The following is a 26,457-nucleotide window of genomic DNA, read 5'->3' as shown; positions in this document are numbered from 1 at the left end:
CGCCAAGGGAGAATTCAAACGATGATCGGCCTGTTTCTGATTACGCACAGCAGCTATGGCGAGTCGCTGATCCAGTGCGCCTGCCACGTGCTCAACACGCGGCCGGCGCAGATCGCGCAGCTCGGCGTGTCCGGGCAGGACGATCCGCTGGACCTGCTGCCGCTGGCGCGGCGGATGATGTCCGTCGTCGACAGCGGTGAAGGCGTGCTGCTGCTGACCGACATCTTCGGCGCCACGCCATCCAATCTGGCGCTCAAGCTGTGCGTGCCGGACAAGGTCGAGGCGGTGTCCGGCGTCAATCTGCCCATGCTGCTGCGCACGCTGACCTATCGCGAGCGCGAGACGCTGCACGGGCTGGTCAACAAGGCGGTCAGCGGTGGCCGCGACGGAGTGATGGCGATGAAGGTGGGGCGCGATGCCAAGACGTGAGATCGAGATCACCAACAAGCTGGGCCTGCACGCGCGCGCCTCGGCCAAGCTGACCCAGATCGCCAGCCGCCACGGCTGCGAGGTGTGGCTGGAGCGCAACGGGCGACGCATCAATGCGAAGAGCATCATGGGCGTCATGATGCTGGCGGCCGCCAAGGGCTCGGTCATCGTCATCGAGACCGAAGGCGCCGACGCCGACGCTGCCATGGCTGCACTGGTCGCGCTGATCGAGGACAAGTTCGGCGAGGGCGAGTAAGTGACCTTTACGCTGCACGGTCTCGCCGTTTCCGGCGGCATCGCGATCGGTCACGCCTATCTGGTGTCGCACGCGACGCTCGAGGTGGCCCACTATTCGCTGCCGCCGCGCAAGGTCGATGACGAAGTGGTCCGACTGGGCCGCGCCTTCGACGCGGTGCGCACCGAACTGGCCGAGCTGCGCAGCGGCCTGCTGAACGACGGCACCGAGGCGCGCGGCGAACTGCTCGCTTTCGTCGACCTGCACAGCATGATTCTCGACGATCCGCTGCTGCTCGACGAGGCCGGTGAGTACATCCGCAGCCGCCGCTGCAACGCCGAGTGGGCGATCAAGCGGCAGATGGATCGTCTGGTCGAGCAGTTCGAACAGATCGACGACGCCTACCTGCGCAGCCGCAGCGCCGACGTGGTGCAGGTGGTCGAGCGCGTGATCAAGGCGCTGGCCGGCAAGCGCAATCGCGTCAGTACCCGCCGGCGCGACACCGACAGCATCGTCGTCGCGCACGACCTGTCGCCGGCCGACACCATACAGTTCAAGGCGCAGCGCATCGCAGCCTTCGTGACCGACCTCGGCGGTGCCACCTCGCACACCGCCATTGTCGCCCGCAGCCTGGCGATTCCCGCGCTGGTCGGCATGCATCAGGCGCGCCGGCTGATCCAGGACGACGACATGCTCATCGTCGACGGCGTGCGCGGCGTGCTCATCATCAATCCGGACGAGCGCATCCTCGACGAATACCGGTTGCGTGCGCGCGAGATCGAGATCGAGCGCTCGAAACTGAAGCGCCTGACCGGCGCCGTCGCCACCACGCTCGACGGCGAGGCGGTGCAGCTGTTCGCCAACATCGAACTGCCACAGGACGTCGAACAGGTGCGCGAAGTCGAAGCCGATGGCATCGGTCTGTTCCGCACTGAGTTCATGTTCCTGAACCGCGACGACCTGCCGGACGAGGACGAGCAGTTCGAGGCCTACCGCAGCGTGGTGCAGGCGATGAAGGGCAAGCCGGTCACCTTGCGTACGCTGGACATCGGCGCCGACAAGGCGCTGCGTGGCGCCGAGCGCAGCGAAGCAAACCCGGCGCTGGGCCTGCGCGCGATCCGCTACTGCCTGGCCGAACCGCGCATGTTCGTCACCCAGCTGCGCGCCATCCTGCGCGCCGCGCACTACGGCAAGGTGCGCATCATGCTGCCCATGGTGGCTTTCCAGCACGAGATCGAATCGGCGCTTGCGATGGTCGCGCTGGCCAAGCAGCAGCTGCGCGAGGCGAACCGCAAGTTCGACGACCGTGTCGAGATCGGCGCCATGGTCGAGATCCCGGCTGCGGCGCTGGCGCTCGGCACGCTGATGAACCACTTCAGCTTCCTGTCCATCGGCACCAATGACCTGATTCAGTACACGCTGGCGATCGACCGCGCCGACGAGGCGGTGGCGCATCTTTACGACCCGCTGCATCCGGCCGTGCTGCGCCTGGTGCAGCAGGTGATCGCGCAGGCGAAGCGGGCCGGCATGCCGGTGGCGGTGTGCGGTGAGATGGCCGGCGAACCGCAGTTCGCACGCCTGCTGCTGGGCATGGGTCTGCGCCAGTTCTCGATGCATCCGTCGCAGCTGCTGGAGGTGAAGCGCGAGGTGCTGCGCTGCGATTGCGGCGACATCGCGCCGCGCGTGATCAAGCTGCTGCGTTCTGACGACCCGATCCGCATCCGCGAGCAACTCGAGCGCATCAACGTCGGCAGCGGCATCGTGCAGTGAGCGGCATGCGCATCCTGGGCATCGATCCCGGCCTGCGCATCACCGGCTTCGGCGTGCTCGAAGCCGAGGGTGCGAAGTTGCGTTACGTCGCCAGCGGCCGCATCACCTCGAACGAACGCGAGCCCTTGCCGTCGCGCATCGCCACGCTGTTCGCCGGTATCCGCGAGGTGGTCGACACCTGGCAGCCGACGCACGCGGCGGTGGAAATCGTCTTCGTGAACGTGAACCCGCAATCGACGCTGCTGCTCGGTCAGGCGCGCGGCGCCGCGCTGTCGGCGCTGACCGCCACCGGCCTGCCGGTCGCCGAGTACACTGCGTTGCAGGTGAAGCAGGCGGTGGTCGGGCACGGCAAGGCCAACAAGGAGCAGGTGCAGTACATGGTGGCCCGCTTGCTGGCGCTGGCCGCCGCGCCCGGCACCGACGCCGCCGACGCGCTGGCCTGCGCCATCTGCCACGCGCACGCTGCGCGCGGCATGGGCGCCATCGGCGGCCCCGGCGCGCGCCGTCGCGGCGGGCGTATCATCGCCCGTCGTCCGGCCTGACCGCATCCCTCGCGGCAAGCGCCTTCAGTCTCCCGGAGTTTTCATGATCGGTCGCCTCACCGGCTCGCTGCTGGAAAAGAATCCGCCGCGCATCCTGCTCGACGTGCAGGGTGTGGGTTATGAAGTCGATGTGCCGATGAGCACCTTCTACAATCTGCCTGCCATCGGTGAGCGGGTGACCCTGCACACGCATTTCGTCGTCCGCGAGGACGGGCACTTCCTGTTCGGCTTCGGTGCGCCGTCCGAGCTGGCGGCCTTCCGCCAGCTGGTGAAGATCAGCGGCATCGGCCCGCGCATGGCGCTGGCCGTGCTGTCCGGCATGTCGGTCGATGAACTGGCGCGCGTGGTGGCGATGCAGGAGGCGGGGCGGCTGACCAAGATCCCGGGCATCGGCAAGAAGACGGCCGAGCGGCTGCTGCTGGAGCTGCGCGACAAGCTGATGCCCACCGCGTCGCTGGCCGCCGCGGTCGCGCCCGATGCCGGCGCCGACATCCTGAACGCGCTGATGGCGCTCGGCTACAGCGACCGCGAGGCGCAAGCGGCGCTGAAGACGCTGCCGGAAGGCGTCAGCGTGTCGGATGGCATCCGCCAGGCCTTGAAGGCGCTGTCGAAGGCCTGATACGACAGGGATTCACCCGTGGCAGTGGCGGGCCGCCCGCTTCGATCAGGGCTGCTATCGCGAGCAAGCTCGCTCCCACCGGGAAAAGACCGGCTCCGACGGCAGGTCGGCGGGTTATTGCCGGAACGCTGTCGGCTGCGCGGTCTTCCGAACCGGAACTCAGAACTCCAGCGTATCGGCGAACTTCAGCGCCGACAGCTGGGCGCGATTGACGGCGTCGGCACTCAGGCCGAGTGCGTGCGTCAATTCCGACAGCGCGTCGGCCGAGGCGTCCTCGCAGGCGCGGGCCAGTTTCAGGAAGGGCGTGTAGGCGCCGTCCTGGCCGAGCAGGGCGTCGCTGATGCGGTCCGGCAGCGACATTTCCTCCAGCACCTTGTCCATCGGCGCGCCGAGCAGGCGGTCGAGCAGCGAAAAGGCGCCGGTGATGAACAGGTTGTCGTGTTCCTCGCGCGGGAAGAACTCGGCGCCCAGCACTTCCATCAGCCGGCCGCGGGCGATCGCCGCCTGCATCAGCGCCGGCGCCGACGGGTCCTTGCCGGCGGTCACCAGCAGCAGCGACAGCCACTTGTTCAGCTTTTCGTAGCCGAGGATGACCACGGCGTGGCGGAAGGACTGCACCTGGCACATCAGGCCGAAGCCCGCCGAGTTGATGTAGCGCAGCAGCTTGAAGGACAGCGCCACGTCCTGCTTCATCGCGTCCTCGATCTGTTTGGGGTCGGCGTTGCGGCGGACCAGGTTCAGCACGCGCACGATCTGTGCATGCGCCGGCGCGAGCTTCTTCGCCGTCGTCTGGCCGGCCTTGAAGAACCAGCCGGCGGCACCGCCGTAACCGGCCTTGATCGCGGCATCGAAAGCGGCCGGCTCGTCGATGCCGGTGGCGATCAGGATGCCCGGCACGCGGATGGTGACCGGCTGCACGCGGGCGTCGGCCATCACGAAGCGGAAGGCGAGGCCGGCAGGGATTTCAGTCCCGGCCTTGTAATCGGACAGCACCAGCGGAAGGCCGGACTGCGCCAGTTGCGACACCGCCTGTGCGGTCACCGGGTCGGCCAGCGAGGGCGCGGCGACCTCCAGCATGGCGCCTTCCGGCGCGATCCAGTCGGCCAGCGTGGCGTCCGGCCGGCAGCCGGCGAGGCCGACAAAGACCGGGCGCGCCAGCGGCCAGTCATCGCCGATCGATTCGAGCGCGGCCACCGCCGTCGCGCAGTCCGGTGCGTGCACGCGCAGCCGTGTGGCAGTGATCGCCCGCTGCTTGTTGACCACCGGTTCCCGGGTGAAGAAAACGTCCTGGTCCATTACGTCGATTACGTTGAATAGGTGAAGGAGTCAGCGTGAAAGTGTTCTATCGGCAGACGGCACTGGCGGGTGAAGTCCTCCTTCGCCGCATCGATCATCGCCGGGCCGCCACAGGCATAGACCTGGTGACCCGACAGGTCGGGCAGATCGGCCATGACGACCTGATGGACGAAGCCGGTGCGACCATCCCACTCGTCGCCGGCAGCCGGCTCCGACAGTACCGGCACGTAGCGGAAGCCGGGCAGGGCGCCGACCCAGCTCTGGGCCAGTTCGTGCATGTACAGGTCCTGTTTCGTGCGTGCGCCCCAGTACAGCGTGATCGGCTGCGTGTAGCCGATCTTGATCGCGTGTTCGATCACCGCCTTGATCGGCGCGAAACCCGTGCCACCGGCCAGCATGATCACTGGCCGCTCGACGTCCTCGCGCAGGAAGAAACTGCCGTGCGGGCCCTCGAAACGCAGGATGTCGCGTTCCTTCATCGCACCGAACACGTGGCCGGTGAAATGGCCGCCCGGCACCTCGCGGATATGCAGCGTGATGAATTCGTCGTCGTGCGGCGCGTTGGCGATCGAGAAGCTGCGGCGCTTGCCTTCCTTCAGCAGGAAGTCGATGTACTGGCCGGCCAGGAACTGCAGGCGTTCGTTGGCCGGCAGCTTCAGCTTGAGCAGCATCACGTCGGGTGCGAGTTTCTGCATTTCCTGCACGCGGGTGGGCAGGGTACGCACCGCGATGTCCTTCAGGCCGCCCACTTCGCGGCATTCCAGCTGCAGGTCCGAACAGGCGGTGGCGACGCAGAACAGCGCATAGCCCTGGGCCTTCTCGGCCTCGGTCAGCTTGGCGGCCTGGTACTTGCCGTAATCGACGGTGCCGGACAGCACCTTGCCCTTGCACGAACCGCAGGCGCCGTTGCGGCAGCCGTAGGGCAGGTTGAAGCCGGCGGCCAGGGCGGCGTCGAGCAGGCGGGTTTCGGAATCGGTGGTGAAGTGATGCTGGCTGGGCTGGAGCGTGACCTGATAGGACATGGCTGCGTGAGACAATCCGGTAATGAAGATGACGAGCAGACCGCGACGCGCCACCCCCGCAAACTGGTGCGGCGCCCGGTCAAGACTGCTGATTGTAGGCTGTGGCGACGTTGCGCGTCGCGCCCTGCCGTGGCTTGCCCGCCGGATACGCGTGCTGGCGCTGGTGCGCAGCGATGCCGCGGCGGCCGACTTGCGCCCGCTGGGCGTGCGCTGCGTGCGCGCCGACCTCGATGAGCGGCGCAGCCTTCTGCGCGTCGCCGCGCTCGCCAGCCGGGTGTGGCATTTCGCGCCGCCGCCGAATTCGGGGTCGGCGACCGACCCGCGCAGCCGGGCGCTGGTCGACGCGCTGGCGCGCGCCGGTCGTGTGCGTCGGTTCTGTTACATCAGCACCAGCGGCGTGTACGGCGACTGCGGCGGTGCCCTCGTGCCGGAGAGCCGGCCGTTGCGGCCGGCCAGCGCCCGCGGCAAGCGACGGGTCGATGCCGAGCGCGCCGTGCGCACGCTGGCGCGGCGTGGCGTTGCCGTATCCATCCTGCGTGCGCCCGGCATCTACGGGCCGGACCGCCTGCCGCTTGAGCGCCTGCAGCGCGGTGATCCGGTGCTGCAGACCGACGACGACGTGCACACCAATCACATCGACGCCGGAGATCTCGCCCGCCTGGCCTGGGCCGCGCTGCACCGCGCCCGCGGCGGCCGTACCTTCAATGCCAGCGACGACACCCGGCTGAAGATGGCCGACTATTTCGACCGCGTCGCCGACGCCTTCGCGCTGCCGCGCCCGCCGCGCGTCACGCGCGCCGAGGCGGCGCAGAAGCTGTCGCCGATGACGCTTTCCTTCATGGGTGAGTCGCGCGTGCTCGACAACCGCCGCATGAAGCGCGAACTGCGCGTCCGGCTGGCGCGGCCCGACGTCGACGCCGTGCTCGCCGCCGCACTGAATTCTCCTTCCACGACCTCCTGACCCTGTCGACCATGCAAAGCAGTTACCTCTGGGCCAAGGCCCTGCACATCGTTTTCGTCACCAGCTGGTTTGCCGGCCTGTTCTACCTGCCGCGCATCTTCGTCAATCTGGCCATGCTCGGGCCGGACGAAACCGCGGTGCGCGACCGCCTGCTGCTGATGTCGCGCAAGCTGCTGCGCTTCATGGGCCCGCTGGCCGGGCTGGCGGTCGGCTTCGGCCTCTGGCTGTGGCTGGGCGAAGGCATTTCCGGCGGCTGGATGCACGCCAAGCTCACGCTGGTGCTGCTGCTGGTCGGCTACCACCACTACTGCGCCCGCCTGCTGCGGGACTTCGAAGCCGGGCGGAACACGCGCAGCCACGTCTGGTACCGCTGGTTCAACGAAGCGCCGGTGCTGGTGCTGTTCCTGGTCGTCATCCTCGTCGTGTTGAAGCCTTTCTGAACCATGAACACTCCGAATTCTCCGAAGCCCGGCGTGCGCGCCGTCCGTCGCGTCGTGCGCGAAGAGCCTGAGCTGCAGTCGGGCCAGCATTTTTTCTCGCCCTGTCCGCGCGGCCTCGAACCGGTGCTGGCCGACGAGCTGACGCGGCTCGGTGCGGCCGACGTCAAAGTCGTGCCGGGCGGCGTCGGCTTCACCGGCGACTGGAAGCTGGCCTACACCGTCAACCTGGAAAGCCGCATCGCCACCCGCGTGCTGTGGCGTGTCGGCCAGGGGCCGTACCGTAAGGAAGACGACATCTTCAAGCTGGCCTACGGCCTGCCCTGGGAGCGCTGGTTCAGCCCGAAACGCACGCTGCGCGTCTACACGACCGCGGTGCGCTCGCCGCTGAAGAGCGTCGATTTCGTGACGCTGCGGGTGAAGGACGCGATCTGCGACCGCATGCGCGAACAGACCCGGCAGCGGCCCAGCATCGACACCGCCAATCCGGACGTGCGCGCCCACGTCTTCCTGACCGACCGCGAAGCCACGCTCTACCTCGATACCTCGGGCGAGCCGCTGTACAAGCGCGGCTTCAAGGTGGCCGCGGTGGAAGCGCCGATCAAGGAAAACCTCGCCGCCGGCATCATCATGCTGTCCGGCTGGGACAGGGTGGAGCCCTTCTTCGACCCGATGTGCGGCAGCGGCACCTTCCTGATCGAAGCGGCGCAGATGGCGCTCGACATCGCGCCCGGCCTCGGCCGCAGCTTCGCCTTCGAAAAGCTGACGCCGTTCAGCGCCGCGGTATGGACGACCATCCGTGACGCCGCCGCCGCGCGCGCCCAGCCGCCGCGCGAGCTGCCCATCTTCGGCTCCGACATTTCCGGCCGCGAGCTGGCGCGCACCAAGGAGAACCTGCAGGCGGCCAAGCTGCCCTGGGTGGTGAAGGTCGAGGGCGCCGACCTGCTGGACCGCGATCCGCCGGCCGACCACGGCGTCATGGTGACCAACCCGCCCTACGGCGTGCGGCTGGAAGACAAACCGGCGCTGGACGCCTTCTACCCGAAGCTGGGCGACCTGCTGAAGCAGCGCTACGCCGGCTGGCGCTGCCATTTCATCACCGCCGACCCGGACTTCCCCAAGCTGATCAAGCTGAAGGCGAGCCGGCGCACGCCGCTGTTCAATGGCGCGCTCGAATGCCGGCTGTTCGAGTACCGCATGGTCGAGGGCAGCCTGCGCACGCGCCGCGCCGGCACCGACGACGAACCGGGCAGCGCCGGGTCGGTCTGACCGGCAGGCAGCGCGTTTGCGCCGATCCGGAGGAGAAGCCATGAAACGCATGCTGTGCGCGCTGCTCGGTGCGCTCACACTGTCTGCCGGCGCGCATGCCGGACAGGAGCCGGCGAACACGCAGGACTGGATCGTCGCCGGCCGGCTCGGCCTGATGCAGTTCATCGTCGTGCCCGAAGCGTCGGCGCGCGACCGCGCCTACTACAACCGCGTGATCGAACAGAGCTGCGACAAGGAAGAAACCTGCTTCCTGCGCTTCTTCACCAACAGCAGCGGTGCCGTCCCGGCTGTGCCGCTGCCGGACGCCATCCTGGCCGAGCCGACCGCGATGTTCCAGCGCTCGATCAAGCAGGCGCGCGAACAGTTCCAGTGGAGCTGCCGGCTCGGGCTGGCCGAGGCGAACTGCTTCTGACCGAGTCGGTCTTTCGCGTGCGAAGCGATAGTTTTTGCGCCGCAGCACGCCCTTGATGCACGTCAATCCCCTATCCGTCGTGGGGGATTAGCGTGGCGACATGAGATGCCGCAACGGTTTCACGAGAACCGTCACGGCACCGGATGCCTACATTCATCAGGGAGAAAGACCATGAACACCTTCCGTTACGCAGTTGCAGCAGGCGCCTTGTCGCTCGCGCTCGGCAGCAGCCCGGCGATGGCCGATCCGTCCAAGGATGCCGCCATGCTGAAGCTCGCCGCCAGCAGTGGCTGCACCGTCTGTCACAGCGTCGAGCCGTCAAACAAGGCGGACAAGCCGGTCGGCCCGCCGTGGCGCGACGTCGCCGCGCGCTACTACGGCATCAAGGACGCGCAGAAGCAGCTGGTGCAGACGGTGATGAAGGGCTCCAACCCCTACGACAGCCACTGGAAGGGCAAGGCTGCGGGTCTGGCGATGCCGCCCAATGCGGTGGCGATCAACGAAGCCGACGCCAGCAAGCTGGTCGGCTGGATCCTGTCGATGGACGTCCGCTGAAACTTGACTTGAACCCCGCACCCCCTTAAGGTGCGGGTCCGCGCCGATTTGAGCCTCCAGCTTGCGGGCGCGTTATAAATGCCGCTAAAGCGAGCTGCCCACGACCCGTCAGCACGCTTTCCGCGTCCGGCGGGTTTTTCGTTTCTGTCCCCTGCCTTTCGATGATCACGGGTCGCCGCTCCACGGAGAGACCGATGATTCGTCCAGACTGCACCGAACAGCTCAAGGCCCTGATGGCCCGCCGCATCCTGATCCTGGATGGCGCGATGGGCACCATGGTGCAGAAGCACCGGCTGGTCGAGGCCGACTACCGCGGCACGCGCTTCGCCGATCACCCGAAGGACCTCAAGGGCAATAACGATCTGCTGCTGTTGACGCGGCCGGACGTGATCCGCGGCATTCACGCGGCCTACCTCGAGGCCGGCGCGGACATCATCGAAACCAATACCTTCAACGCGACGGTGATTTCGCAGGCGGAATACGGCCTGGAAGCCATCGTGCACGAGCTGAACGTCGAAGGTGCGCGCATCGCGCGCGAGGCGTGCGACGAGTACACCGCAAAGAACCCGGACAAGCCGCGCTTCGTCGCCGGCGTTCTCGGCCCGACCTCGCGCACCTGTTCGCTGTCGCCGGACGTGAACGATCCGGGCTTCCGCAACGTGAGTTTCGACCAGCTGGTCGATGACTACGTCGCCGCCGCGCGCGGCCTGACCGAAGGCGGCGCCGACCTGCTGCTGATCGAGACGGTGTTCGACACGCTGAACGCGAAGGCGGCGGTGTTCGCGGTCGAGAAGTTCTTCGACGAGGTCGGCCGCCGCTGGCCGGTCATGATTTCCGGCACCATCACCGACGCCTCCGGCCGCACGCTGTCCGGCCAGACCGCCGAGGCGTTCTGGAATTCGCTGCGCCACGCCAATCCGATCTCCTTCGGCTTCAACTGCGCGCTCGGTCCGAAGGACATGCGCCAGCACGTCGAGGAACTGGCGCATCTGGCCGATACCCACGTGTCCGCCCACCCGAACGCCGGCCTGCCGAACGCCTTCGGCGAGTACGACGAAACGCCGGCCGACATGGTGAATCACCTGCGCGAATGGGCGCAGTCCGGCTTCCTGAACATCGTCGGCGGCTGCTGCGGCACCACGCCCGACCACATCCGCGCCTTCGCCGAGGCGATGGAAGGCATGCCGCCGCGTGCAGTGCCGGAGATCGAGCGCAAGCTGCGCCTGTCCGGGCTGGAAGCGTTCAATGTCGGCGCCGACTCGCTGTTCGTGAACGTGGGCGAGCGTACCAACGTGACCGGCTCGCGCGCCTTCGCGAAAATGATTCTGGAATCGCGCTTCGACGACGCGCTGGCGGTGGCCCGCCAGCAGGTCGAGAACGGCGCCCAGGTCATCGACATCAATATGGACGAGGCGATGCTGGATTCGGTCGCCGCGATGGAGCGCTTCCTCAAGCTCATCGCCTCCGAGCCGGACATTTCGCGCGTGCCCATCATGCTCGACTCGTCGAAGTGGAGCGTGATCGAAGCCGGCCTGAAGTGCATCCAGGGCAAGGGCGTCATCAACTCGATCTCGATGAAGGAAGGCGAGGCCGAATTCCTGCGCCAGGCGAAGCTCGCACGCCGCTACGGCGCGGCGGTCATCGTGATGGCTTTCGACGAGAAGGGCCAGGCCGACACCTATCAGCGCAAGACGGAAATCTGCCAGCGCGCCTACACGCTGCTGACCGAACAGGTCGGCTTCCCGCCGGAAGACATCATCTTCGATCCGAACATCTTCGCCATCGCCACCGGCATCGCCGAGCACGACAACTACGCGGTCGATTACATCGAAGCGGTGGGCTGGATACACAAGAATCTGCCGTACGCGAAGACTTCGGGCGGCGTGTCCAACGTGAGCTTCTCCTTCCGCGGCAACGACCCGGTGCGCGAGGCCATCCACACGGTGTTCCTGTACCACGCGATCCGCAACGGCCTGTCGATGGGCATCGTGAACGCCGGCCAGCTCGGCGTGTACGAAGACATCCCGCAGCCGCTGCGCGACAAGGTCGAGGACGTGGTGCTGAACCGCCACCCCGGTGCCGGCGACGCGCTGGTCGAGTTCGCGATCACGGTGAAGGGACAGGCCAAGGAATCGACGCAGGATCTGGCCTGGCGCGAATGGCCGGTCGAGAAGCGCCTCGAGCACGCGCTGGTCAAGGGCATCACCGAATTCGTCGTCGAGGACACCGAAGAGGTGCGCGCGCGGCTGGAAGCCGAAGGCAAGCCGCCGCTGGCGGTGATCGAAGGCCCGCTGATGGCCGGCATGAACCATGTCGGCGACCTGTTCGGCGCCGGCAAGATGTTCCTGCCGCAGGTGGTGAAATCGGCGCGCGTGATGAAGCAGGCGGTGGCGCATCTGCAGCCCTATATCGAGGCGTCGAAGAAGGTCGGCGAAACCAAGGGCCGCGTCGTCATGGCGACGGTGAAGGGCGACGTGCACGACATCGGCAAGAACATCGTCGGCGTGGTGCTCGGCTGCAACGGCTACGACGTGATCGATCTCGGCGTCATGGTTTCGTGCGACCGCATCCTGCAGACCGCACGCGAGCATAAGGCCGACATCATCGGCCTGTCGGGCCTGATCACGCCGTCGCTGGAAGAGATGAGCCACGTCGCGTCGGAAATGACGCGCGAGGGCTTCGACATTCCGCTGCTGATCGGCGGCGCCACCACATCGCGTGCGCACACCGCGATCAAGATCGCGCCGCATTACGCATCTCCGGTGGTGTATGTGCCGGACGCCTCGCGCGCCGTCGGCGTCGCCACCAGCCTGCTGTCGAAGGATCAGCGCGCGGCCTATGCCGAAGAAGTGGCGGCAGACTACGCGAAGATCCGCGAACAGCATGCGGCCAAGAAGGGCCAGAAGCTGGTGTCGCTGAACGACGCGCGCGACAACGCCTACTGCTGCGGCTGGGGCAGCGAGGTGATCCCCGAGCCGCCGCAGAAGATCGGCCGTCAGGTGATCGAGGACCAGGACCTGTCGGCGCTGGTCGACTACATCGACTGGGGTCCGTTCTTCCAGACCTGGGAACTGTCGGGCCCGTACCCGGCCATCCTCGACGACGAGATCGTCGGCGAGGAGGCGCGCAAGCTGCTCGCCGATGCGCAGGCCATGCTGCAGCAGGTGATAGCCGGCAAGTGGCTCACCGCGCGCGCCGTGTATGGCATCTGGCCGGCCAACAGCCGCGGCGACGACATCGAGTTCTATTCCGACGAAACGCGCCTGAACACCGCGATGACCTGGCACAACCTGCGTCAGCAGCACGAGCGCCCGGCCGGCAAGCCGCACTACTGCCTGTCCGATTTCGTTGCGCCCCGTGCCAGTGGCGTGGCCGACTGGGCGGGTGCTTTCGTGGTGACTGCCGGCATCGGCATTGAAACCAAGCTGGCCGAGTTCGAGAGGACGCACGACGACTACAGCAGCATCATGCTGAAGGCGCTGGCCGACCGTCTGGCCGAAGCCTTCGCCGAGTACCTGCACGCAAAGGTGCGGCGCGAGGACTGGGGCTATGCGCGCGACGAACAGCTCGACAATGCAGCGCTGATCGCCGAGAAGTACCGCGGCATCCGCCCGGCGCCGGGTTATCCGGCCTGCCCGGACCACACCGAGAAGGGCGACCTGTTCCGCCTGCTCGACGCGGAAGCCGCGATCGGCGTGTCGCTGACCGAGAGCTACGCCATGCTGCCGACGGCGGCGGTGAGCGGCTTCTACCTCGCCCACCCGGACGCGCAGTACTTCGCGATCACCAAGGTCGGTGCCGATCAGGTGGCCGATCTGGCCGCGCGCAAGGGTATGCCCGAGCCCATCATGAAGCGCTGGCTGGCGCCGGTGATCTGACGCGGGCGGGGCCAGCCCCCGCCTTGCGGAACCCCTGCCGTGGGCGGCTGTCGGTCCAGCATGCCGACAGAGCCGGCGCGCCTTCGCGGCGCCGCCGCCATCGGCCATTCACAGGGAGACAACAATGACGAGCTACCTCGAGCTCATGGAGGCCTTCGACCATTACCCGCCGGAGCTGCGCGCGCTGATCGGCATCGCGCTGATCGCGCTGCTGGCCTGGGTGGCCAACTGGGTGGTCAAGAAGGTACTGCTGCGCCTCCTGTCGCGCGCGCTGCGCATGCTGCCGGTGGCCGAGGGGCAGACGGCTTTCGATGACACGGTCGTGCGCCGCCTGTCCAATGTCGTGCCGGCGCTGATCGTGCACAACGGCATCGCGCTGCTGCCCGACATGCCGCCGACCGCGGTCACCGTGGTGCAGAACGTCGCCGGCGCCTTCATGGTGCTCACCGTCGCGCTCGCGATCGGTGCGCTGCTCAGCTGGCTGAACGCGCTGTACGAGCGGCGGCCCGGTGCCCACCTGAAGCCGATCAAGGGCTATATCCAGGTGGTGAAAATATTGCTGTACGCGGTCGCCGCCATCCTGATGGTGGCAGCGCTGATCGACCGCTCGCCGCTCATCCTGCTGTCCGGTCTTGGTGCGATGGCCGCGGTGCTGATGCTGGTGTTCCAGGACACGCTGCTGTCGCTGGTGGCCAGCGTGCAGATTTCGTCGAACGACATCGTGCGCGTCGGCGACTGGATCGAAATGCCGCAGCTCAATGCCGACGGCGACGTGATCGATATCGCGCTGCACACGGTGAAGGTGCAGAACTGGGACAAGACCATCACCACGATCCCGACCAAGCGCTTCATCACCGACCCGTTCAAGAACTGGCGGGGCATGAAGGAAGCTGGCGGTCGTCGCATCAAGCGCAGCCTGCTGCTCGACCAGCAGAGCGTGCGCTTCCTGTCCGACGAGGAGCGACGCGGGCTGACACGCTTTGCGCTGCTCGAAGACTACCTCGGTGAGAAGCAGCGCGAGATCGACGACTGGAACCGTCAGCTCGAAGCGCGCGGCAAGGCGCCGGTCAATCATCGCCGCATCACCAATATCGGTTGCTTCCGCGCCTACGTGGAGCGCTTCCTGCGCGCGCATCCGGGCATACACCGCGACATGACGCTGCTGGTGCGTCAGCTCGCACCGACGCCGGACGGCCTGCCGCTGGAGATCTACTGCTTCACCCATACGACCATGTGGGCTGAGTACGAAGGCATACAGTCCGACATCTTCGACCACCTGCTGGCCATCCTGCCGGAGTTCGGCCTGCGCGTAAGCCAGCATCCGATCGGTGTGGATCTGCGCGAGATCGGTCGCGGTCTTGCTGCGGGACACCGGTCAGAGCTGCGCGCAGCGTCGTGAGACGGCGCGCGGGTGTCACAACGCCGTCAGGTGCCGACGCGCATTTCACTTTCTGAGGCTTTGCAGTGCCGATGCATCCGATCATCCGCCCGATGCGCGCCGACGATGTCGACGCCGTGCTTGCGCTGCAGGCAATCGCCTATGCCGATGCGGCCTTCGAACCGGAGGGCGCTGCCGTCTATCTGAACCGCATGAGCCTGGCGCCGGATCTTTGCCTGGTCGCGCAGTCAGCGGCCGGCGATCTGCTCGGCTATCTGGTTTCGCATCCGTGGCATGACGGCAAGCCACCGGCGCTGAACACCCAACTTTCTGCGCTGCCGGTGCCGGCGACGCGCTGGTATCTGCATGACTGCGCGGTGGCCAAGTCGGTCCGCGGCAGCGGCGTGGCGGCCGCGCTGTACGAGGCGGCGCACGATGCGGCGGTATGCCGCGGACTTCGCTGTGCCGCCCTGGTGGCGGTCGGCGATGCCGCCGGCTACTGGGCGCAGCGCGGCTACCGACCGGCGCTTGGGACTGTGCCTGTGCAGGCGCTTGCAAGCTATGGCGAAGGCGCCTGCTACATGACCCGCGTGCTCGACTGAGGCGCAACGCAGACAAGCTTCTCGGGTTTCTGTGGGAGCGGTCTTCCGGCCCCGACAGTGACCAGTGCCGGAGCCTGCGGTCCGCCGAGGCCGCATCGCGACCGGAGGTCGCTCCCACAAAAAGCACTTCCTGAAAAGGCGGTCGGAGCCGGGGTCCTGTGGGAGCGAGCTTGCTCGCGATTGCGGCATGGATCGAAGCCGGCGGCCCGCCAACGCCGCATCGCGACCTGAGGTCGCTCCCACCAAAAGCACGTCCGCCCCGTCGATGGAGCCGGGGTCAGGGTTCCTGCGTGCGTCCCTTTGACCGCGACAAGACGCGCTCAGCGCCCAGGCAGCAGCGCCTGTCTTTCCTGCGGCGTCAGCGTGAGCGCGAGGTATACGCGCAGCGCCGCGTACGCATCGTTGGCGGCATAGAACTTCTGCGCATCGCTCAGGCGGGGCAGCGACCAGTTGGTGGTGGTCACCGATTTCGACTTGCGGAAATTGCGGTCCAGCACCAGGCCGACGGCGGCGCGTGCGCCCAGCGAGTTGTTGTAGCCCCGACGGCGGAACAGGTGATCGAGGTCGAGCACCGACTGCAGCGTGGCGCCGAGTTTCGCGTGGATCTGGCTGCGGTCGGCGCTCAGGCCGAAGCCGATCTTCAGCACCGCCGGATCCTCCAGCAGCAGGGACGCCGCATCGCGACTGGCGCTGTCGTGCATCTGGAACAGGAAGGCGCGGTCGGGCAGCGCGAACTGCACGAGGTGCGGCCCGCTGCTCACTTCACCTGGCTTGAAGGTGGGTTTGGATTCGGTGTCGAAGCCGGCTTCGCCGGCTGCGCGGATCTCAGCGACCGCGGCAGCGACGGCGTCCTTCGTGTCGGGAATGACGATGTCTTTCAGCGTCAGTCCTTCGAACGGCTGCATCAGATCGGTTTCGGCCTTGCCCGGCCCGGTCTTTCTCATCGCGCGGGCAGGATGTCGAGCACCCGTTCCGGCGGTCGGCACAGCCGTGCGCCGACCGGCGTGGCGACGATGGGGCGGTTCAGCAGCACCGGGTGTTCGGCCATCGCAGCGATCAGCGCGTCGTCGTCGAGCGTCGGGTCGTCGAGGCCCAGTTCGCCGTACAGCGCTTCCTTGCTGCGCATCAGCTCGCGCACCGGCACGCCGCAGGCGGCGACCAGCGCACGCAGCGCCGCGGTCGACAGCGGGGTTTTCAGGTATTCGACGATCTGGGGCTCGAAGCCGCGTTCGCGTATCAGTTCGAGCGCGCCGCGCGAATTGCTGCATTTCGGGTTGTGATAGACGGTGATGACGCTCATGAGACCTGCCGTGATGTCGGAGCGTCGGGACGATAGCAGACTGCGTTCCGCGGCGCGCCGCGGAACGGCGGTCGCTCAGTTCGCCGGCAGCACCACCGGCACGCCCTGCTTCTTCACCATGAACACGGCGAAACGGGCGGGCGCCGTGCTGCTCAGGTTGCGCGCCTGCGTGTGGATGTCGTCCGGCTTTTCCTCGAACACGTCGCCCGGCTTGAGCCGGCGCTCGGGGCCGCCCGCCACCTGCATCAGCACTTCGCCCTCCAGCATGTAGACGAATGCATGCGCCCGGTGGCGGTGCGCCGGGCTGGCTTCGCCCGGCGCCAGCGTGACGACCAGCAGCACGCCTTCGTCCAGACCCGGCTGCAGCGGCTGGCTCAGGCGCTGCACGACACCGCCGCCGTGACCGGCTTCGTGCGCGAGAGCAGGCGGCGCGATGAACGCCAGCGACAGCAGCGCGGCGAACAGCGGCGCGCGGCGCATCATGACGCCCTCCGCTCGATCGGTTGCTGCATCGATACGGCGATGCGGTTCCAGGCGTTGATGGTGGCGACGGCGAAGGTCAGTTCGGCGATCTGTGCGTCGCTGAAGTGCTGCTTCAGCGCGTCGAACTGCGCGTCTTCAGGGGCGCCGTCGCCGATGCGGGTCAGCGTTTCCGCCCAGTCCAGCGCGGCGCGCTCGGCGTCGCTGAAGAAGCGGCATTCGCGCCAGCCGGCGACGACGTCCATGCGCTGGGCATCCTCGCCCAGCCCACGCAGCGCGGTGGCGTGCATGTCGAGGCAGAAGGCGCAACCATTCATCTGCGACACGCGCAGATAGACCAGCTCGACCAGCTTCTTGTCGAGCGCGCCACGGCCGATCTGGTCGGACAGGGCGTACAGGGTTTTGTAGGCTTCCGGCGCGAGGCGGAAGTAGGGCAGTCGCAGGCCGTGCATGAGAGCTTCTCCATGTGAGGGCGCAACGGAATCGATGCGCTCATGGACAAGACGACGACCGGCCGCCCGGTGTGACAGCCGCCTGTATCAGTCGATGCGGAAGCTGCCCAGCTTGTCCGGATTGAGCACGCCGTATAGGGCGCGCACGCGTTCGCCGTCGGTCACGATGGACAGCGTCGAGTGCAGCACGCCGTTGCGATAGCGCAGGATGGCCGGTTCGCCGTTGACCACGCCTTCGCGCCATTCGAGGGCGATGTCCCGATTGCGTGCAACGGCGTAGTAGAGCCAGGCGATGCGCGAAGCGCCGTACAGCGGCTTGAGCGTGGCCCAGGTCTTGCCACCGCCGTCGGATACGGCGATCGCGTCGTCCGCCAGCAGGCTTTCGATGTCGTCGCGCTTGCCCGACTGGGCGGCGGCCATGAAGCGGCGCAGCACGCGCAGATGGGCCGCGCGGTCGACGGTGAAGCGCGGCTGCTGCTCGCCCACCCGCGTCTTCGCGCGATGCACCAGCTGGCGGCAGGCCGCCTCGCTCTTGTCCAGCGCCTGTGCGACCTCGGGGTAGTCGTAGTCGAACACTTCGCGCAGCAGGAAGGCGGCGCGCTCGTCCGGGCTCAGGCGTTCGAGTACCGCGATGAAGGCGAACGACAGGTCGTCGGCCCGCTCCAGCCGCGATTCCGGCGTGATCAGGTCGTGTTCGGCCAGCGGTTCCGGCAGCCAGGGGCCGACGTAGTGCTGCGCTTCGGCCTTGCGCGCGCGCAGCCGGTCGATGCTGAGCCGGGTCACCGCGGTGACCAGCCAGGCTTCGGCGGAGCGCAGGTCTGCAGGGGCGGACTCGTGCCAGCGCAGCCAGGCGTCCTGCAATACGTCGTCGGCGTCGGCGCGCGAGCCGAGCATGCGGTAGGCGATGCCGGTCAGTCGCCGGCGGTGCTGGTCGAAGGTGTGGGTGCTCAAGGTCATGTGCAGGCGCCAGAGAGGAGTGGATACGCGTCGAAGACGCGCCCGCATCCGTCTTTGTGACAGCGCGGCCAAGCGAAGTCGGGGAAATTGTCCGCCCGTCGCACCGTCGCCTTCAATCCCCGCCCGGCGCCGGCCAGCTTTCGGCGAGGAAGTCGATGAAGCAGGCGATGCGCGCGGCCAGCGTGGTGTTGCGGTAATACACGGCATGCACCGGCTGGAAGCTCGGCACGCGCAGCGGTGCGAGCAGCTCGACCAGCCGGCCGCTGCGCCGGTCGTCCTCGGTCATGAAGTCCGACAGGCAGGCGATGCCTTCGCCGGCGAGCGCGAGCTGGCGCACCGTTTCGCCGCTGGACGCGGACAGCGACGGGCGGATCGCGCAGCCTTCACCGTCCGCCGTGCGCAGCGGCCAGGTGTTCAGATGGGCCGGCGCAGTGAAGCCGATCAGCCGGTGCGCGGCGAGCGCCGCCGCGTCGGCCGGTTCGCCGTGGACGGCCAGATAGGCCGGCGAGGCCAGCAGTCGCAGCATCGAGCGGCCGAGCAGACGCGCGTGCAGTGTCGAATCCGGCAGCGTGCCGATGCGCAGCGCAACGTCGGTGCGCTGCTCGATCAGGTCGGTGATGCGGTCGTTGCTGTGCAGCTCCAGTTCGATGTCCGGGTAGCGCGCGCGAAACGCGCCGACGCGCGGCACCAGCACGTGCAATACGAAGGGCGAGGCGGCGTCCACGCGCAACCGCCCGGCCGGGCGCTGGCGGCGGATGGCCATGCATTCCTCCGCCTCGGCCAGCGCGGCGACGATGCGCCGCGCGTGGTCGGCGAACAGCCGGCCCTCTTCGGTCAGGTCGATGCGTCGCGTCGTGCGCACGAGCAGCGTGCTGTCGAGCCTGCGTTCCAGCCGTGCCAGCGCACGGCTGACGCCGGACACCGTCTGCCCCAGCTGTTCTGCGGCCGCGGTCAGCGAGCCGCCATCGATCACCGCCAGATAGGCCAGAAGGTCTTCGGTGCGCGTCGTCATGGGCGTGGTCCGGTCGATATTTGACTCATGGTCAACAATCAATTGTTTTTCTGGTGGTTAGTGAAATGATAAGGCGGCAGCACACTTGCAGGCACATCAACTGCAAGGAGCTGCACATGGAACTCGAACTGAAGGGCAGGCGCGCCCTGGTCACCGCGTCGTCGAATGGCATCGGGCTGGAAATCGCCCGTGCGCTGGCGGCCGAAGGCGCGCAGGTGGTGATCAACGGGCGCAGCGCGGCCAGCGTGGAGGCGGGCGTCGCCAGCATCCGCGCCAGTCATCCGCAGGCCGACCTGCTGCCGCTGGTGGCCGACAACGGCACGGCGGAGGGGTGTGCCGCCACGCTGGACGCGCTGCCCGAGGTCGACATCCTGGTGAACAACCTCGGCATCTACGAGGCGGTCGGCTTTTTCGACGAGAGCGACGCCGACTGGCAGCGTCTGTTCGAGGTGAACATCCTGAGCGGTGTGCGGCTGGCCCGGCACTACCTCGCCGGCATGCTGGCCCGCGGCGACGGGCGCGTGGTGTTCATATCGAGTGAATCCGGCATCAGCCCGGCGCCCGAAATGGCGCACTACAGCGCGACCAAGACCATGCAGTTGGGCCTGTCGCGTTCGCTGGCGGAACTGACGCAGGGTACGCGGGTGACGGTGAACGCGGTGTTGCCCGGACCGACGCGCACCGAAAGCGTCGAGAAATTCATCCATGACCTGTTTCCCGATCTGCCACCGGCCGAGGCGCAGCGCCGCTTCATGGCCGAAAACCGGCCGTCGTCGCTGATCGCGCGGCTGATCGACCCGGCGGAAATCGGCGCCGTCGTCGCCTTCATCGCCAGCGCCCGCGCCGCGGTGATCAATGGCGCCGCGATCCGCGCGGAAGGCGGGCTGGTGCGCACGGCCGTCTGACCGGCTGTGCGCCGAAGGCGTGCCGAGCATGTCGATGACGTCGTGATCCGTCGGCGCGCGCAGGGCTGTCGCACAAGGCACCGCATAATGGACCGATGAAAAAACGCACACGCAAGTCGGTCTGGGCCCGCAGTCTCGAACGCAGCCTGGTCGCTATCACCCGCAGCGCAATGAAGACAGGCGCGCGTGCGGTGGGCCGGGCGATGAAGCCGGTGGTCAGCCGGCGCACACCACCGCCGGGCGACGGGGCGTGGGTGCTCGGCATTGCCACCGGTGTCGCCGGTGCGCGCCGCTTCAGGCTCTATCGACCGCCCGGTGTCGCGATCGGCGAGCGCCTGCCGCTGATGGTGATGCTGCACGGCTGCGGTCAGGACGCGAACGCCTTCGCCCGCAGCACGCGCATGAACCGGGTGGCGATGCGCGAGCGCTTCCTCGTGCTCTACCCGGAGCAGGACCGGCTGGCCAACGCGCAGGGCTGCTGGAACTGGTTCGACGCCACCGCCGGCCGCGCCAGTGGCGAAGCGGCGCTGATCATGAAAATGATCGACCAGGTGTGCCTGCTGCACCCGGCCGACCCCGGGCGGGTGGCTATCGCCGGACTGTCGGCCGGCGCCAGCATGGCGGCCCTGCTGGTGACCCGTCACCCCGACCGCTTCCGCGCCGTGGCGATGCACTCGGGTGTGCCGCCGGGCACCGCCCACTCCACGCTGTCGGCACTCGGTGCGATGCACGGCCGTCGCGCCACGCAACCTCTGGCGGCGACCCCGCTGACGATGGAAAGCGGCTGGCCCCCGCTGCTGGTGATCCATGGTGACGCCGATCCGGTGGTGGCCCTGCAGAACGCCCAAGCCGCCGCGCAGCAATGGGCCGACGCTGCGGGCGCCCGCGTACGGCCGTCACGCGACGTGCAGCGCGGTCAGCGGTACGCGATGACGGTGACCGATTTCCGCCGCGCCGGCCGCATCGTGTCCAGGCTGGTCGAGGTCCATGGGCTGGCGCACGCATGGAGCGGCGGTGCCGCACAACTGCCCAGCAGCGACCCGCGCGGGCCCGATGCCTCACGCATGGTCTGGGCATTCGCGGCCGCGCAGTTCCGGACCTGAGCGGTGGCTGCGTGGGCTGCCGAACAGACCGCGTTGTCGCGGGCGTCCAGTCTGATGCAGGAGGACGCAGGTACGCGGCGGGTTCCGCTGCGACGACTGCACACCTTCGACAGGAGATGACAATGAACTATGAAGATCGCGACGCCTACGGCATATACAAGCCGGCACGAAACAACGGAGCAGGACCGGATGCGCACACCGGCCCCGGGCCCCATCTGATGGGGGCTGACACCCTCATCGGCAACGAGGTCTATAACAAGCAGTCGGAAGAACTCGGAGACATCAAGGAAATCATGCTGGACATGCGCACCGGCCACGTGAGCTATGCGGTGATGTCCTTCGGCGGCTTTCTGGGCATGGGCGAGAAGCTGTTCGCGGTCCCCTGGGACGCGCTGAAGCTGGACACCGAGAACAAGCGTTTCGTGCTCGACGTGAACAAGGAGCGTCTCGAAAGCGCACCGGGCTTCGACAAGAACCACTGGCCCGATATGGCGGACGTCGCCTGGGAGAAGGGCATTCACGCCTACTACGGCACCCGGCCTTACGGTCAGGCGGACTCGTCGTCTATCGTCTGATCGTGCGGACCCTGCCGGCACCTGCGGCGTGATTCACGCACGTGCCGGCGGGACCTCCGTCCGGCGGTGCGCCTCGCGCACCGGTTCAGACCTTGGCCGGGACGCCGCTGCGCTGGCGGCGGCGAAAGGTGATCACTGCACCGACGCAGATCGCCAGTTCAAGCGCGAACGACCAGTGCAGGAAGAAGTTGAGCCACCAGGGCTTGTACAGCGCGGGCACAGTGAACAGCGCGAACGGGCGGTCGACGAAGGGCGCGAACCACCAGATGTCGCCGACCACGCTGTCCAGCACCATGTGCAGCAGACCGCCCGCGGCAAAGAGACCGAGCACGACGGCGCCGGCGCTCGATGGCCTCACCTGTCGCCACAGCAGCGCAAGCAGCAGCAGCGACAGCCACAGGACAGGCCAGTGGCTGATGTACTTGTGATGGTGGGTTTGCCGCGCATCGACCAGGTAGAACCAAAGCATGTCGAAGTCCGGTGCGAGACCGCCGATCACGCCGGCCGCCACGGCGAGGCTTGCCCGGACGGGCAGCGAACGCGCACGCTCGACGAAATGCGTGGCAAGAAGATAGCCCGATGGGGCATGGGCGATGAACATGGGCGGCGAGTATCGGGCGAGTCAGGGCGTGCCGATGATATCGCCGGACATGACGATGGCAGGTCATCCTTCCGGACGACCCGCCTTCATTCCTCCGGGCTTCAGCCCTTCAGCGCGTTGTAGCTGGTGATCAGGTTGCGGTAGTCCGGGATGTGGTTGGACAGCAGCGTGGCCAGGCCTTCAACGTCGTTGCGCCAGTCGCGGTGCAGTTCGCACGCCACGCCGAACCAGTTGATCAGCTGCGCGCCGGCCTGCGACATGCGGTCCCAGGCCGAATGGCGGGCGATGTCGTTGAAGGTGCCGGAGGCGTCGGTCACGACGAACACGTCGAACCCTTCTTCGATCGCCGACAGGGCCGGGAAGGCGACGCACACTTCGGTCACCACGCCGGCGATGATGAGCTGCTTGCGGCCGGTGGCCTTGATCGCCTTGACGAAGTCCTCGTTGTCCCAGGCATTGATCTGGCCGGGGCGGGCGACGTAGGGCGCGTCCGGGAACAGTTCCTTCAGCTCCGGCATCAGCGGGCCGTTCGGGCCCTGTTCGAAGCTGGTGGTCAGGATGGTGGGCAGCTTGAAGTACTTGGCCAGATCGGCGGTGGCCAGCACGTTGTTGCGGAATTTGTCCGGATCGATGTCGCGCACCAGCGACAGCAGGCCTGCCTGGTGGTCCACCAGCAGCATCACGGCGTCGTCCTTGTTCAGCTTCTTGTAGGTCTTCGTGGTCATGGCAATTCTCCTTGCAGTTGAGGTTGGGTGCCGGGTGGGTGGCTTTGGCCTTTGTGGCGCCCGGCGGAGTGGTCCCTGCGCGCCCCGGTGCGCGCAGGGGGTGAAACGGATCAGGTGGTCGCGGCTTCGAAACGCCCGCGAGGTCGTCCGAATCGCGCTTTCTTACGGTGCGCGGCAATCAGCATGCTCGCAGGGCAAGGCGCGCCGACGCTGACGGACTGGCTGTCCGTCGAGGAGGTGCAACGCAGCCATGCGAGCATGCTGATCGCCGCCCAACGGGTTGACCGTGAGCCCCCTGCGCTCTGCGTTGTACTTCTTGCAGAGACAGCCAGTCTCAGCGGCGGCGTACGCCTTGATCGCACGGGGCTCACGATCAACGCACCGCAAGAAAGCGCGATTCGGACGACCTGAAGTCGTCGATCGCCTCGCGGATCTCGTCCTTCGTGTTCATCACGAAGGGGCCGTAGCCGGCGATCGGTTCGTCTATCGGTTCGCCGGCCAGCAGCAGCACCGTGGCATCGGCTTCGGCGGCGATCGAGAAACGGCTGCCTTCGCGATGGTAGAGCGCCATCTGCGCCTCGCGCACCGGCTGGCTGCCGTTGGCGTGGATCAGACCGTGCAGTACCACCAGCGCCAGCGTATGGCCCTCCGGTACCGTCAGTTCGAGGTCGGCACCGGCCTTCAGCTTCAGGTCCCACACATCGACCGGCGTGAAGGTGCGGGCCGGCCCACTGCGCCCAGCGTATTCGCCGGCGATGACGCGCAGATGTCCGGCGCCGCCCGGCAGGTCGACCACCGGAATATCCTTCTTCGCCAGATGCTGGTAGCCGGGGGCGGCACGCTTGTCGCGCGCCGGCAGGTTCACCCACAGCTGAACCATTTCCAGCGGGCCGCCGCGGCGGGTGAAGTCCGGCGAATGGAATTCCTCGTGGATGATGCCGGCACCGGCGGTCATCCACTGCACGTCGCCCGGGCCGATCACGCCGCCGGCGCCGGTCGAGTCCTGGTGGGCGACTTCGCCCTCATAGACGATGGTGACCGTTTCGAAGCCGCGGTGCGGGTGGCGGCCGACGCCGCGCGGCGTGTCCGACGGCTCGAAGTTCGCCGGGCCGGCATAGTCCAGCAGCAGGAAGGGGCTGACGTGGCGGCCCATCGAATCGTAGGAAAACAGCGAACGCACCGGAAAACCGTCGCCAACCCAGTGCTGGCGAGGGGCGCTGTACAGACCTGCAATCTTTTTCATGGCGTTTCTCCTGTTCGTTCGCACCGTTCCGTCTGAACCGTGCTGCGTTGAGGTGAATACTAGATTCGCGACAATCGACGCACTAGACGGCAAAATCGCTATTCAGTGTTCTATTGATGGAACGATGGGGGCGGTGTGGCAACTGAGATGCAGGACCTGAACGACCTCTACTACTTTGCCCGCGTGGTCGAGCACGGCGGCTTTGCGCCGGCGGCGCGCGCGCTCGACATGCACAAGTCCAAGCTCAGCCGGCGCATCGCGCTGCTGGAAGACAGTCTCGGGGTGCGCCTGATCCAGCGCTCGACGCGCCGCTTCGCGGTCACCGAGATCGGCCAGGCCTATTACGGTCATTGTGTCGCCATGCTGGTCGAGGCGGAGGCGGCGCAGGAGGCGGTCGAGCGCACGCGCGCCGAGCCGCAGGGCATCGTACGGCTGGCCTGTCCGACCGCGCTGCTCGAATACCAGGTGGCCGACATGCTGAGCCGCTACATGGCGGCCTGCCCGCGCGTGCAGATCCATCTGGAGAGCACCAACCGGCGCGTGGATGTGATCCGCGAAGGTTTCGACCTGGCGATCCGGGTGCGCTTTCCGCCGCTGGAGGACACCGACCTTGTGATGAAGGTACTGGGCGACAGCCTGCAACGCCTGGTCGCTCACCCGGACCTGATCGCGCCGCTGGGCGAGGTGCGCGTGCCGGCCGATCTCGCAACACTGCCCAGCGTGGCCTGGGGGCCGGCGCAGCGCGACCACGCGTGGATGCTGGAAGGCCCGGACGGGGCCAGCGCGCAGGTGCGCCACGCGCCGCGGCTGGTGACCGACGATCTGGCCGCCCTGCGCAGCGCGGCGCTGCACGGCGTCGGCGTCGCCCAGCTGCCGACCATGATGGTGCGCGACGACCTCGCCAGCGGCCGTCTGATCGACGTGCTGCCGCACTGGGCGCCACGCTGCGGCATCGCCCACGTCGTGTTCCCGTCGCGCCGCGGCCTGCTGCCGGCCGTGCGCGGGCTGGTCGATCATCTGGCGCGCGAGTTTGCGCAACTGCCGGCGTGATCGTCGGTGGCTCGCTGCGGCATGGGCGGGAACATGCCGCACCGATGCACACTCTGCACAACACGGCCGGCGATCTGCGTCGGCCCGAACGAGGATGAATGGATGTTCCGTACCCTGAAAGAGCTGTTCGACAGTTTCGCCGCGCCGGCGGTCGATCCGGTCGCAACCGAACACCAGCTGCAGCTGGCCACCGCCGTGCTGCTGGTCGAAGTGATGCGCGCCGACCCGGACATCGGCGACGACGAGCGTGCCGCCGCGATGCAGGCGCTGCGCGACAAGTTCGCGCTCGCCGACGACGAGATCGAAAGGCTGATCGAACTGGCCACCACCGCGGCGGCCGAGGCCTACGACTACCAGCGCTTCACCGGCCAGCTGAACCGCGCCTTCGACGCCGCACGCAAGCTGCGCGTGATCGAACTGATGTGGCAGGTCGCCTATGCCGACGGTCATCTGCATGCGCACGAGGCACACGTGATGAAGAAGGTCGCCGACCTGCTCTACATTCCGCACGCCGACTACATTACCGCCAAGCTGGCGGCGCGCGACGGCGTCGGTGCGCGCTGACGGCCGGCTGCGCGCACACCGGCAGCCGCCGCGTTGCGCGGGGCGAAGCCAGCCCGCACAATCGCCGCAGATCCCACGGTAATGC

The 26,457-nt window shown here is 67.5% G+C and carries 29 protein-coding genes and 1 riboswitch; of the genes, 18 read left to right on the top strand and 11 right to left on the bottom strand.

What is annotated here, in order from left to right:
* The first annotated feature begins 21 nt into the window (after positions 1-21).
* Genes AC51BJ_RS12780 through ruvA form a run of 5 tightly spaced genes read left to right on the top strand, consistent with a single transcriptional unit; the run spans position 22 to position 3,595 of the window.
* Positions 22-429: a PTS sugar transporter subunit IIA gene (locus AC51BJ_RS12780; protein WP_019915689.1), complete on the top strand. Its 408-nt coding sequence runs from the start codon at positions 22-24 to the stop codon at positions 427-429.
* Positions 416-685 carry an HPr family phosphocarrier protein gene (locus AC51BJ_RS12775; protein WP_019915688.1) on the top strand — a complete coding sequence of 90 codons (270 nt, stop codon included), beginning with the start codon at positions 416-418 and terminating at the stop codon, positions 683-685. The genes AC51BJ_RS12780 and AC51BJ_RS12775 overlap by 14 nt, the downstream gene beginning before the upstream one ends.
* Positions 686-2,434, top strand: coding sequence for a phosphoenolpyruvate--protein phosphotransferase (gene ptsP / locus AC51BJ_RS12770; protein WP_496280458.1), 1,749 nt, complete (start codon positions 686-688; stop codon positions 2,432-2,434).
* A 5-nt stretch (positions 2,435-2,439) separates the two neighbouring features.
* The gene (gene ruvC, locus AC51BJ_RS12765) at positions 2,440-2,976 is read left to right on the top strand and encodes a crossover junction endodeoxyribonuclease RuvC (RefSeq protein ID WP_029644358.1); all 537 of its coding nucleotides are present in this window, start codon (positions 2,440-2,442) and stop codon (positions 2,974-2,976) included.
* Positions 2,977-3,019: 43 nt separating this feature from the next.
* Positions 3,020-3,595, top strand: a complete 576-nt coding sequence (gene ruvA, locus AC51BJ_RS12760; protein ID WP_430432563.1) for a Holliday junction branch migration protein RuvA — start codon at positions 3,020-3,022, stop codon at positions 3,593-3,595.
* A gap of 159 nt (positions 3,596-3,754) precedes the next feature.
* On the opposite strand, the gene AC51BJ_RS12755 is transcribed toward ruvA, so the two are convergent.
* Together AC51BJ_RS12755 and AC51BJ_RS12750 are read right to left on the bottom strand one after the other, a co-directional pair.
* Positions 3,755-4,891 carry an EAL and HDOD domain-containing protein gene (locus AC51BJ_RS12755; protein ID WP_020163087.1) on the bottom strand — a complete coding sequence of 379 codons (1,137 nt, stop codon included), beginning with the start codon at positions 4,889-4,891 and terminating at the stop codon, positions 3,755-3,757.
* 8 nt (positions 4,892-4,899) lie between these two features.
* Entirely contained in the window at positions 4,900-5,913 is a 1,014-nt protein-coding gene (locus AC51BJ_RS12750) for a CDP-6-deoxy-delta-3,4-glucoseen reductase (protein WP_430432565.1), read from the bottom strand.
* 22 nt (positions 5,914-5,935) lie between these two features.
* On the opposite strand from AC51BJ_RS12750, the gene AC51BJ_RS12745 reads away from it, so the two are divergent.
* The 8 genes from AC51BJ_RS12745 to AC51BJ_RS12710 all read left to right on the top strand — a co-directional run bounded on the left by AC51BJ_RS12745 (position 5,936) and on the right by AC51BJ_RS12710 (position 15,405).
* The gene (locus tag AC51BJ_RS12745) at positions 5,936-6,874 is read left to right on the top strand and encodes an SDR family oxidoreductase (RefSeq protein ID WP_496280457.1); all 939 of its coding nucleotides are present in this window, start codon (positions 5,936-5,938) and stop codon (positions 6,872-6,874) included.
* An 11-nt stretch (positions 6,875-6,885) separates the two neighbouring features.
* Entirely contained in the window at positions 6,886-7,314 is a 429-nt protein-coding gene (locus AC51BJ_RS12740; RefSeq protein ID WP_304033384.1) for a CopD family protein, read from the top strand.
* A gap of 3 nt (positions 7,315-7,317) precedes the next feature.
* The gene (locus AC51BJ_RS12735) at positions 7,318-8,580 is read left to right on the top strand and encodes a THUMP domain-containing class I SAM-dependent RNA methyltransferase (RefSeq protein WP_430432567.1); all 1,263 of its coding nucleotides are present in this window, start codon (positions 7,318-7,320) and stop codon (positions 8,578-8,580) included.
* 40 nt (positions 8,581-8,620) lie between these two features.
* A complete protein-coding gene (locus AC51BJ_RS12730) occupies positions 8,621-8,992 on the top strand; it encodes a hypothetical protein (protein WP_496280456.1) in 372 nt (123 codons plus the stop codon).
* A gap of 171 nt (positions 8,993-9,163) precedes the next feature.
* Positions 9,164-9,547 (top strand): c-type cytochrome, encoded by a 384-nt coding sequence (locus tag AC51BJ_RS12725; RefSeq protein WP_304001546.1) that lies wholly within the window; start codon positions 9,164-9,166, stop codon positions 9,545-9,547.
* 30 nt (positions 9,548-9,577) lie between these two features.
* Positions 9,578-9,656: riboswitch (SAM riboswitch) on the top strand.
* 85 nt (positions 9,657-9,741) lie between these two features.
* Entirely contained in the window at positions 9,742-13,425 is a 3,684-nt protein-coding gene (gene metH, locus AC51BJ_RS12720; protein WP_496280455.1) for a methionine synthase, read from the top strand.
* A gap of 124 nt (positions 13,426-13,549) precedes the next feature.
* Positions 13,550-14,824: a mechanosensitive ion channel family protein gene (locus AC51BJ_RS12715; protein WP_496280454.1), complete on the top strand. Its 1,275-nt coding sequence runs from the start codon at positions 13,550-13,552 to the stop codon at positions 14,822-14,824.
* 71 nt (positions 14,825-14,895) lie between these two features.
* Entirely contained in the window at positions 14,896-15,405 is a 510-nt protein-coding gene (locus AC51BJ_RS12710) for a GNAT family N-acetyltransferase (protein WP_496280453.1), read from the top strand.
* A gap of 320 nt (positions 15,406-15,725) precedes the next feature.
* On the opposite strand, the gene AC51BJ_RS12705 is transcribed toward AC51BJ_RS12710, so the two are convergent.
* From AC51BJ_RS12705 to AC51BJ_RS12680, 6 genes are all read right to left on the bottom strand, one after another.
* Positions 15,726-16,349: a 3'-5' exonuclease gene (locus AC51BJ_RS12705; RefSeq protein ID WP_496280452.1), complete on the bottom strand. Its 624-nt coding sequence runs from the start codon at positions 16,347-16,349 to the stop codon at positions 15,726-15,728.
* Positions 16,346-16,705 carry an arsenate reductase (glutaredoxin) gene (gene arsC, locus AC51BJ_RS12700; protein WP_496280451.1) on the bottom strand — a complete coding sequence of 120 codons (360 nt, stop codon included), beginning with the start codon at positions 16,703-16,705 and terminating at the stop codon, positions 16,346-16,348. Before arsC ends, AC51BJ_RS12705 begins: the two co-directional genes overlap by 4 nt.
* 75 nt (positions 16,706-16,780) lie before the next feature.
* Positions 16,781-17,188: a cupin domain-containing protein gene (locus tag AC51BJ_RS12695; RefSeq protein WP_496280450.1), complete on the bottom strand. Its 408-nt coding sequence runs from the start codon at positions 17,186-17,188 to the stop codon at positions 16,781-16,783.
* Positions 17,185-17,637 carry a carboxymuconolactone decarboxylase family protein gene (locus AC51BJ_RS12690; RefSeq protein WP_430432575.1) on the bottom strand — a complete coding sequence of 151 codons (453 nt, stop codon included), beginning with the start codon at positions 17,635-17,637 and terminating at the stop codon, positions 17,185-17,187. The genes AC51BJ_RS12695 and AC51BJ_RS12690 overlap by 4 nt, the downstream gene beginning before the upstream one ends.
* Before the next feature lie 87 nt (positions 17,638-17,724).
* On the bottom strand, positions 17,725-18,594 hold the full coding sequence (locus AC51BJ_RS12685) for an RNA polymerase sigma-70 factor (RefSeq protein ID WP_496280449.1): 870 nt from the start codon (positions 18,592-18,594) through the stop codon (positions 17,725-17,727).
* Between the two features lie 112 nt (positions 18,595-18,706).
* The gene (locus AC51BJ_RS12680) at positions 18,707-19,606 is read right to left on the bottom strand and encodes a LysR substrate-binding domain-containing protein (RefSeq protein WP_430432577.1); all 900 of its coding nucleotides are present in this window, start codon (positions 19,604-19,606) and stop codon (positions 18,707-18,709) included.
* A 116-nt stretch (positions 19,607-19,722) separates the two neighbouring features.
* On the opposite strand from AC51BJ_RS12680, the gene AC51BJ_RS12675 reads away from it, so the two are divergent.
* From AC51BJ_RS12675 to AC51BJ_RS12665, 3 genes are all read left to right on the top strand, one after another.
* The gene (locus AC51BJ_RS12675) at positions 19,723-20,511 is read left to right on the top strand and encodes an SDR family NAD(P)-dependent oxidoreductase (protein WP_496280448.1); all 789 of its coding nucleotides are present in this window, start codon (positions 19,723-19,725) and stop codon (positions 20,509-20,511) included.
* A gap of 95 nt (positions 20,512-20,606) precedes the next feature.
* Entirely contained in the window at positions 20,607-21,614 is a 1,008-nt protein-coding gene (locus tag AC51BJ_RS12670) for an extracellular catalytic domain type 1 short-chain-length polyhydroxyalkanoate depolymerase (protein ID WP_496280447.1), read from the top strand.
* A 122-nt stretch (positions 21,615-21,736) separates the two neighbouring features.
* The gene (locus AC51BJ_RS12665) at positions 21,737-22,189 is read left to right on the top strand and encodes a PRC-barrel domain-containing protein (protein ID WP_430432580.1); all 453 of its coding nucleotides are present in this window, start codon (positions 21,737-21,739) and stop codon (positions 22,187-22,189) included.
* A gap of 85 nt (positions 22,190-22,274) precedes the next feature.
* On the opposite strand, the gene AC51BJ_RS12660 is transcribed toward AC51BJ_RS12665, so the two are convergent.
* From AC51BJ_RS12660 to AC51BJ_RS12650, 3 genes are all read right to left on the bottom strand, one after another.
* Positions 22,275-22,790 carry a metal-dependent hydrolase gene (locus AC51BJ_RS12660; RefSeq protein ID WP_496280446.1) on the bottom strand — a complete coding sequence of 172 codons (516 nt, stop codon included), beginning with the start codon at positions 22,788-22,790 and terminating at the stop codon, positions 22,275-22,277.
* Positions 22,791-22,891: 101 nt separating this feature from the next.
* Positions 22,892-23,515, bottom strand: a complete 624-nt coding sequence (gene ycaC / locus AC51BJ_RS12655) for an isochorismate family cysteine hydrolase YcaC (RefSeq protein WP_020163107.1) — start codon at positions 23,513-23,515, stop codon at positions 22,892-22,894.
* 373 nt (positions 23,516-23,888) lie between these two features.
* The gene (locus AC51BJ_RS12650; RefSeq protein WP_496280445.1) at positions 23,889-24,758 is read right to left on the bottom strand and encodes a pirin family protein; all 870 of its coding nucleotides are present in this window, start codon (positions 24,756-24,758) and stop codon (positions 23,889-23,891) included.
* Positions 24,759-24,905: 147 nt separating this feature from the next.
* Between AC51BJ_RS12650 and AC51BJ_RS12645 the strand changes: the two genes are divergently transcribed.
* Together AC51BJ_RS12645 and AC51BJ_RS12640 are read left to right on the top strand one after the other, a co-directional pair.
* A complete protein-coding gene (locus tag AC51BJ_RS12645) occupies positions 24,906-25,808 on the top strand; it encodes a LysR family transcriptional regulator (protein WP_304001678.1) in 903 nt (300 codons plus the stop codon).
* 102 nt (positions 25,809-25,910) lie between these two features.
* Positions 25,911-26,372: a tellurite resistance TerB family protein gene (locus AC51BJ_RS12640; RefSeq protein WP_430432583.1), complete on the top strand. Its 462-nt coding sequence runs from the start codon at positions 25,911-25,913 to the stop codon at positions 26,370-26,372.
* The last annotated feature ends 85 nt before the right edge of the window (positions 26,373-26,457 follow it).

The sequence above is a fragment of the Methyloversatilis sp. S146-33 genome, assembly GCF_059552495.1.
The sequence above is the reverse complement of the archived record's forward strand: the minus strand, read 5'-3'. Positions and strand labels throughout refer to the sequence as shown.

Excerpts from the sequence above, each read along its gene's own strand:
- AC51BJ_RS12780 (WP_019915689.1), top strand. The coding sequence starts at position 22 with ATGATCGGCCTGTTTCTGATTACGCACAGCAGCTATGGCGAGTCGCTG.
- AC51BJ_RS12775 (WP_019915688.1), top strand. The coding sequence starts at position 416 with ATGCCAAGACGTGAGATCGAGATCACCAACAAGCTGGGCCTGCACGCG.
- ruvC (WP_029644358.1), top strand. The coding sequence starts at position 2,440 with ATGCGCATCCTGGGCATCGATCCCGGCCTGCGCATCACCGGCTTCGGC.
- ruvA (WP_430432563.1), top strand. The coding sequence starts at position 3,020 with ATGATCGGTCGCCTCACCGGCTCGCTGCTGGAAAAGAATCCGCCGCGC.
- AC51BJ_RS12755 (WP_020163087.1), bottom strand. The coding sequence starts at position 4,891 with ATGGACCAGGACGTTTTCTTCACCCGGGAACCGGTGGTCAACAAGCAG.
- AC51BJ_RS12750 (WP_430432565.1), bottom strand. The coding sequence starts at position 5,913 with ATGTCCTATCAGGTCACGCTCCAGCCCAGCCAGCATCACTTCACCACC.
- AC51BJ_RS12745 (WP_496280457.1), top strand. The coding sequence starts at position 5,936 with ATGAAGATGACGAGCAGACCGCGACGCGCCACCCCCGCAAACTGGTGC.
- AC51BJ_RS12740 (WP_304033384.1), top strand. The coding sequence starts at position 6,886 with ATGCAAAGCAGTTACCTCTGGGCCAAGGCCCTGCACATCGTTTTCGTC.
- AC51BJ_RS12735 (WP_430432567.1), top strand. The coding sequence starts at position 7,318 with ATGAACACTCCGAATTCTCCGAAGCCCGGCGTGCGCGCCGTCCGTCGC.
- AC51BJ_RS12730 (WP_496280456.1), top strand. The coding sequence starts at position 8,621 with ATGAAACGCATGCTGTGCGCGCTGCTCGGTGCGCTCACACTGTCTGCC.
- AC51BJ_RS12725 (WP_304001546.1), top strand. The coding sequence starts at position 9,164 with ATGAACACCTTCCGTTACGCAGTTGCAGCAGGCGCCTTGTCGCTCGCG.
- metH (WP_496280455.1), top strand. The coding sequence starts at position 9,742 with ATGATTCGTCCAGACTGCACCGAACAGCTCAAGGCCCTGATGGCCCGC.
- AC51BJ_RS12715 (WP_496280454.1), top strand. The coding sequence starts at position 13,550 with ATGACGAGCTACCTCGAGCTCATGGAGGCCTTCGACCATTACCCGCCG.
- AC51BJ_RS12710 (WP_496280453.1), top strand. The coding sequence starts at position 14,896 with ATGCATCCGATCATCCGCCCGATGCGCGCCGACGATGTCGACGCCGTG.
- AC51BJ_RS12705 (WP_496280452.1), bottom strand. The coding sequence starts at position 16,349 with ATGAGAAAGACCGGGCCGGGCAAGGCCGAAACCGATCTGATGCAGCCG.
- arsC (WP_496280451.1), bottom strand. The coding sequence starts at position 16,705 with ATGAGCGTCATCACCGTCTATCACAACCCGAAATGCAGCAATTCGCGC.
- AC51BJ_RS12695 (WP_496280450.1), bottom strand. The coding sequence starts at position 17,188 with ATGATGCGCCGCGCGCCGCTGTTCGCCGCGCTGCTGTCGCTGGCGTTC.
- AC51BJ_RS12690 (WP_430432575.1), bottom strand. The coding sequence starts at position 17,637 with ATGCACGGCCTGCGACTGCCCTACTTCCGCCTCGCGCCGGAAGCCTAC.
- AC51BJ_RS12685 (WP_496280449.1), bottom strand. The coding sequence starts at position 18,594 with ATGACCTTGAGCACCCACACCTTCGACCAGCACCGCCGGCGACTGACC.
- AC51BJ_RS12680 (WP_430432577.1), bottom strand. The coding sequence starts at position 19,606 with ATGACGACGCGCACCGAAGACCTTCTGGCCTATCTGGCGGTGATCGAT.
- AC51BJ_RS12675 (WP_496280448.1), top strand. The coding sequence starts at position 19,723 with ATGGAACTCGAACTGAAGGGCAGGCGCGCCCTGGTCACCGCGTCGTCG.
- AC51BJ_RS12670 (WP_496280447.1), top strand. The coding sequence starts at position 20,607 with ATGAAAAAACGCACACGCAAGTCGGTCTGGGCCCGCAGTCTCGAACGC.
- AC51BJ_RS12665 (WP_430432580.1), top strand. The coding sequence starts at position 21,737 with ATGAACTATGAAGATCGCGACGCCTACGGCATATACAAGCCGGCACGA.
- AC51BJ_RS12660 (WP_496280446.1), bottom strand. The coding sequence starts at position 22,790 with ATGTTCATCGCCCATGCCCCATCGGGCTATCTTCTTGCCACGCATTTC.
- ycaC (WP_020163107.1), bottom strand. The coding sequence starts at position 23,515 with ATGACCACGAAGACCTACAAGAAGCTGAACAAGGACGACGCCGTGATG.
- AC51BJ_RS12650 (WP_496280445.1), bottom strand. The coding sequence starts at position 24,758 with ATGAAAAAGATTGCAGGTCTGTACAGCGCCCCTCGCCAGCACTGGGTT.
- AC51BJ_RS12645 (WP_304001678.1), top strand. The coding sequence starts at position 24,906 with ATGCAGGACCTGAACGACCTCTACTACTTTGCCCGCGTGGTCGAGCAC.
- AC51BJ_RS12640 (WP_430432583.1), top strand. The coding sequence starts at position 25,911 with ATGTTCCGTACCCTGAAAGAGCTGTTCGACAGTTTCGCCGCGCCGGCG.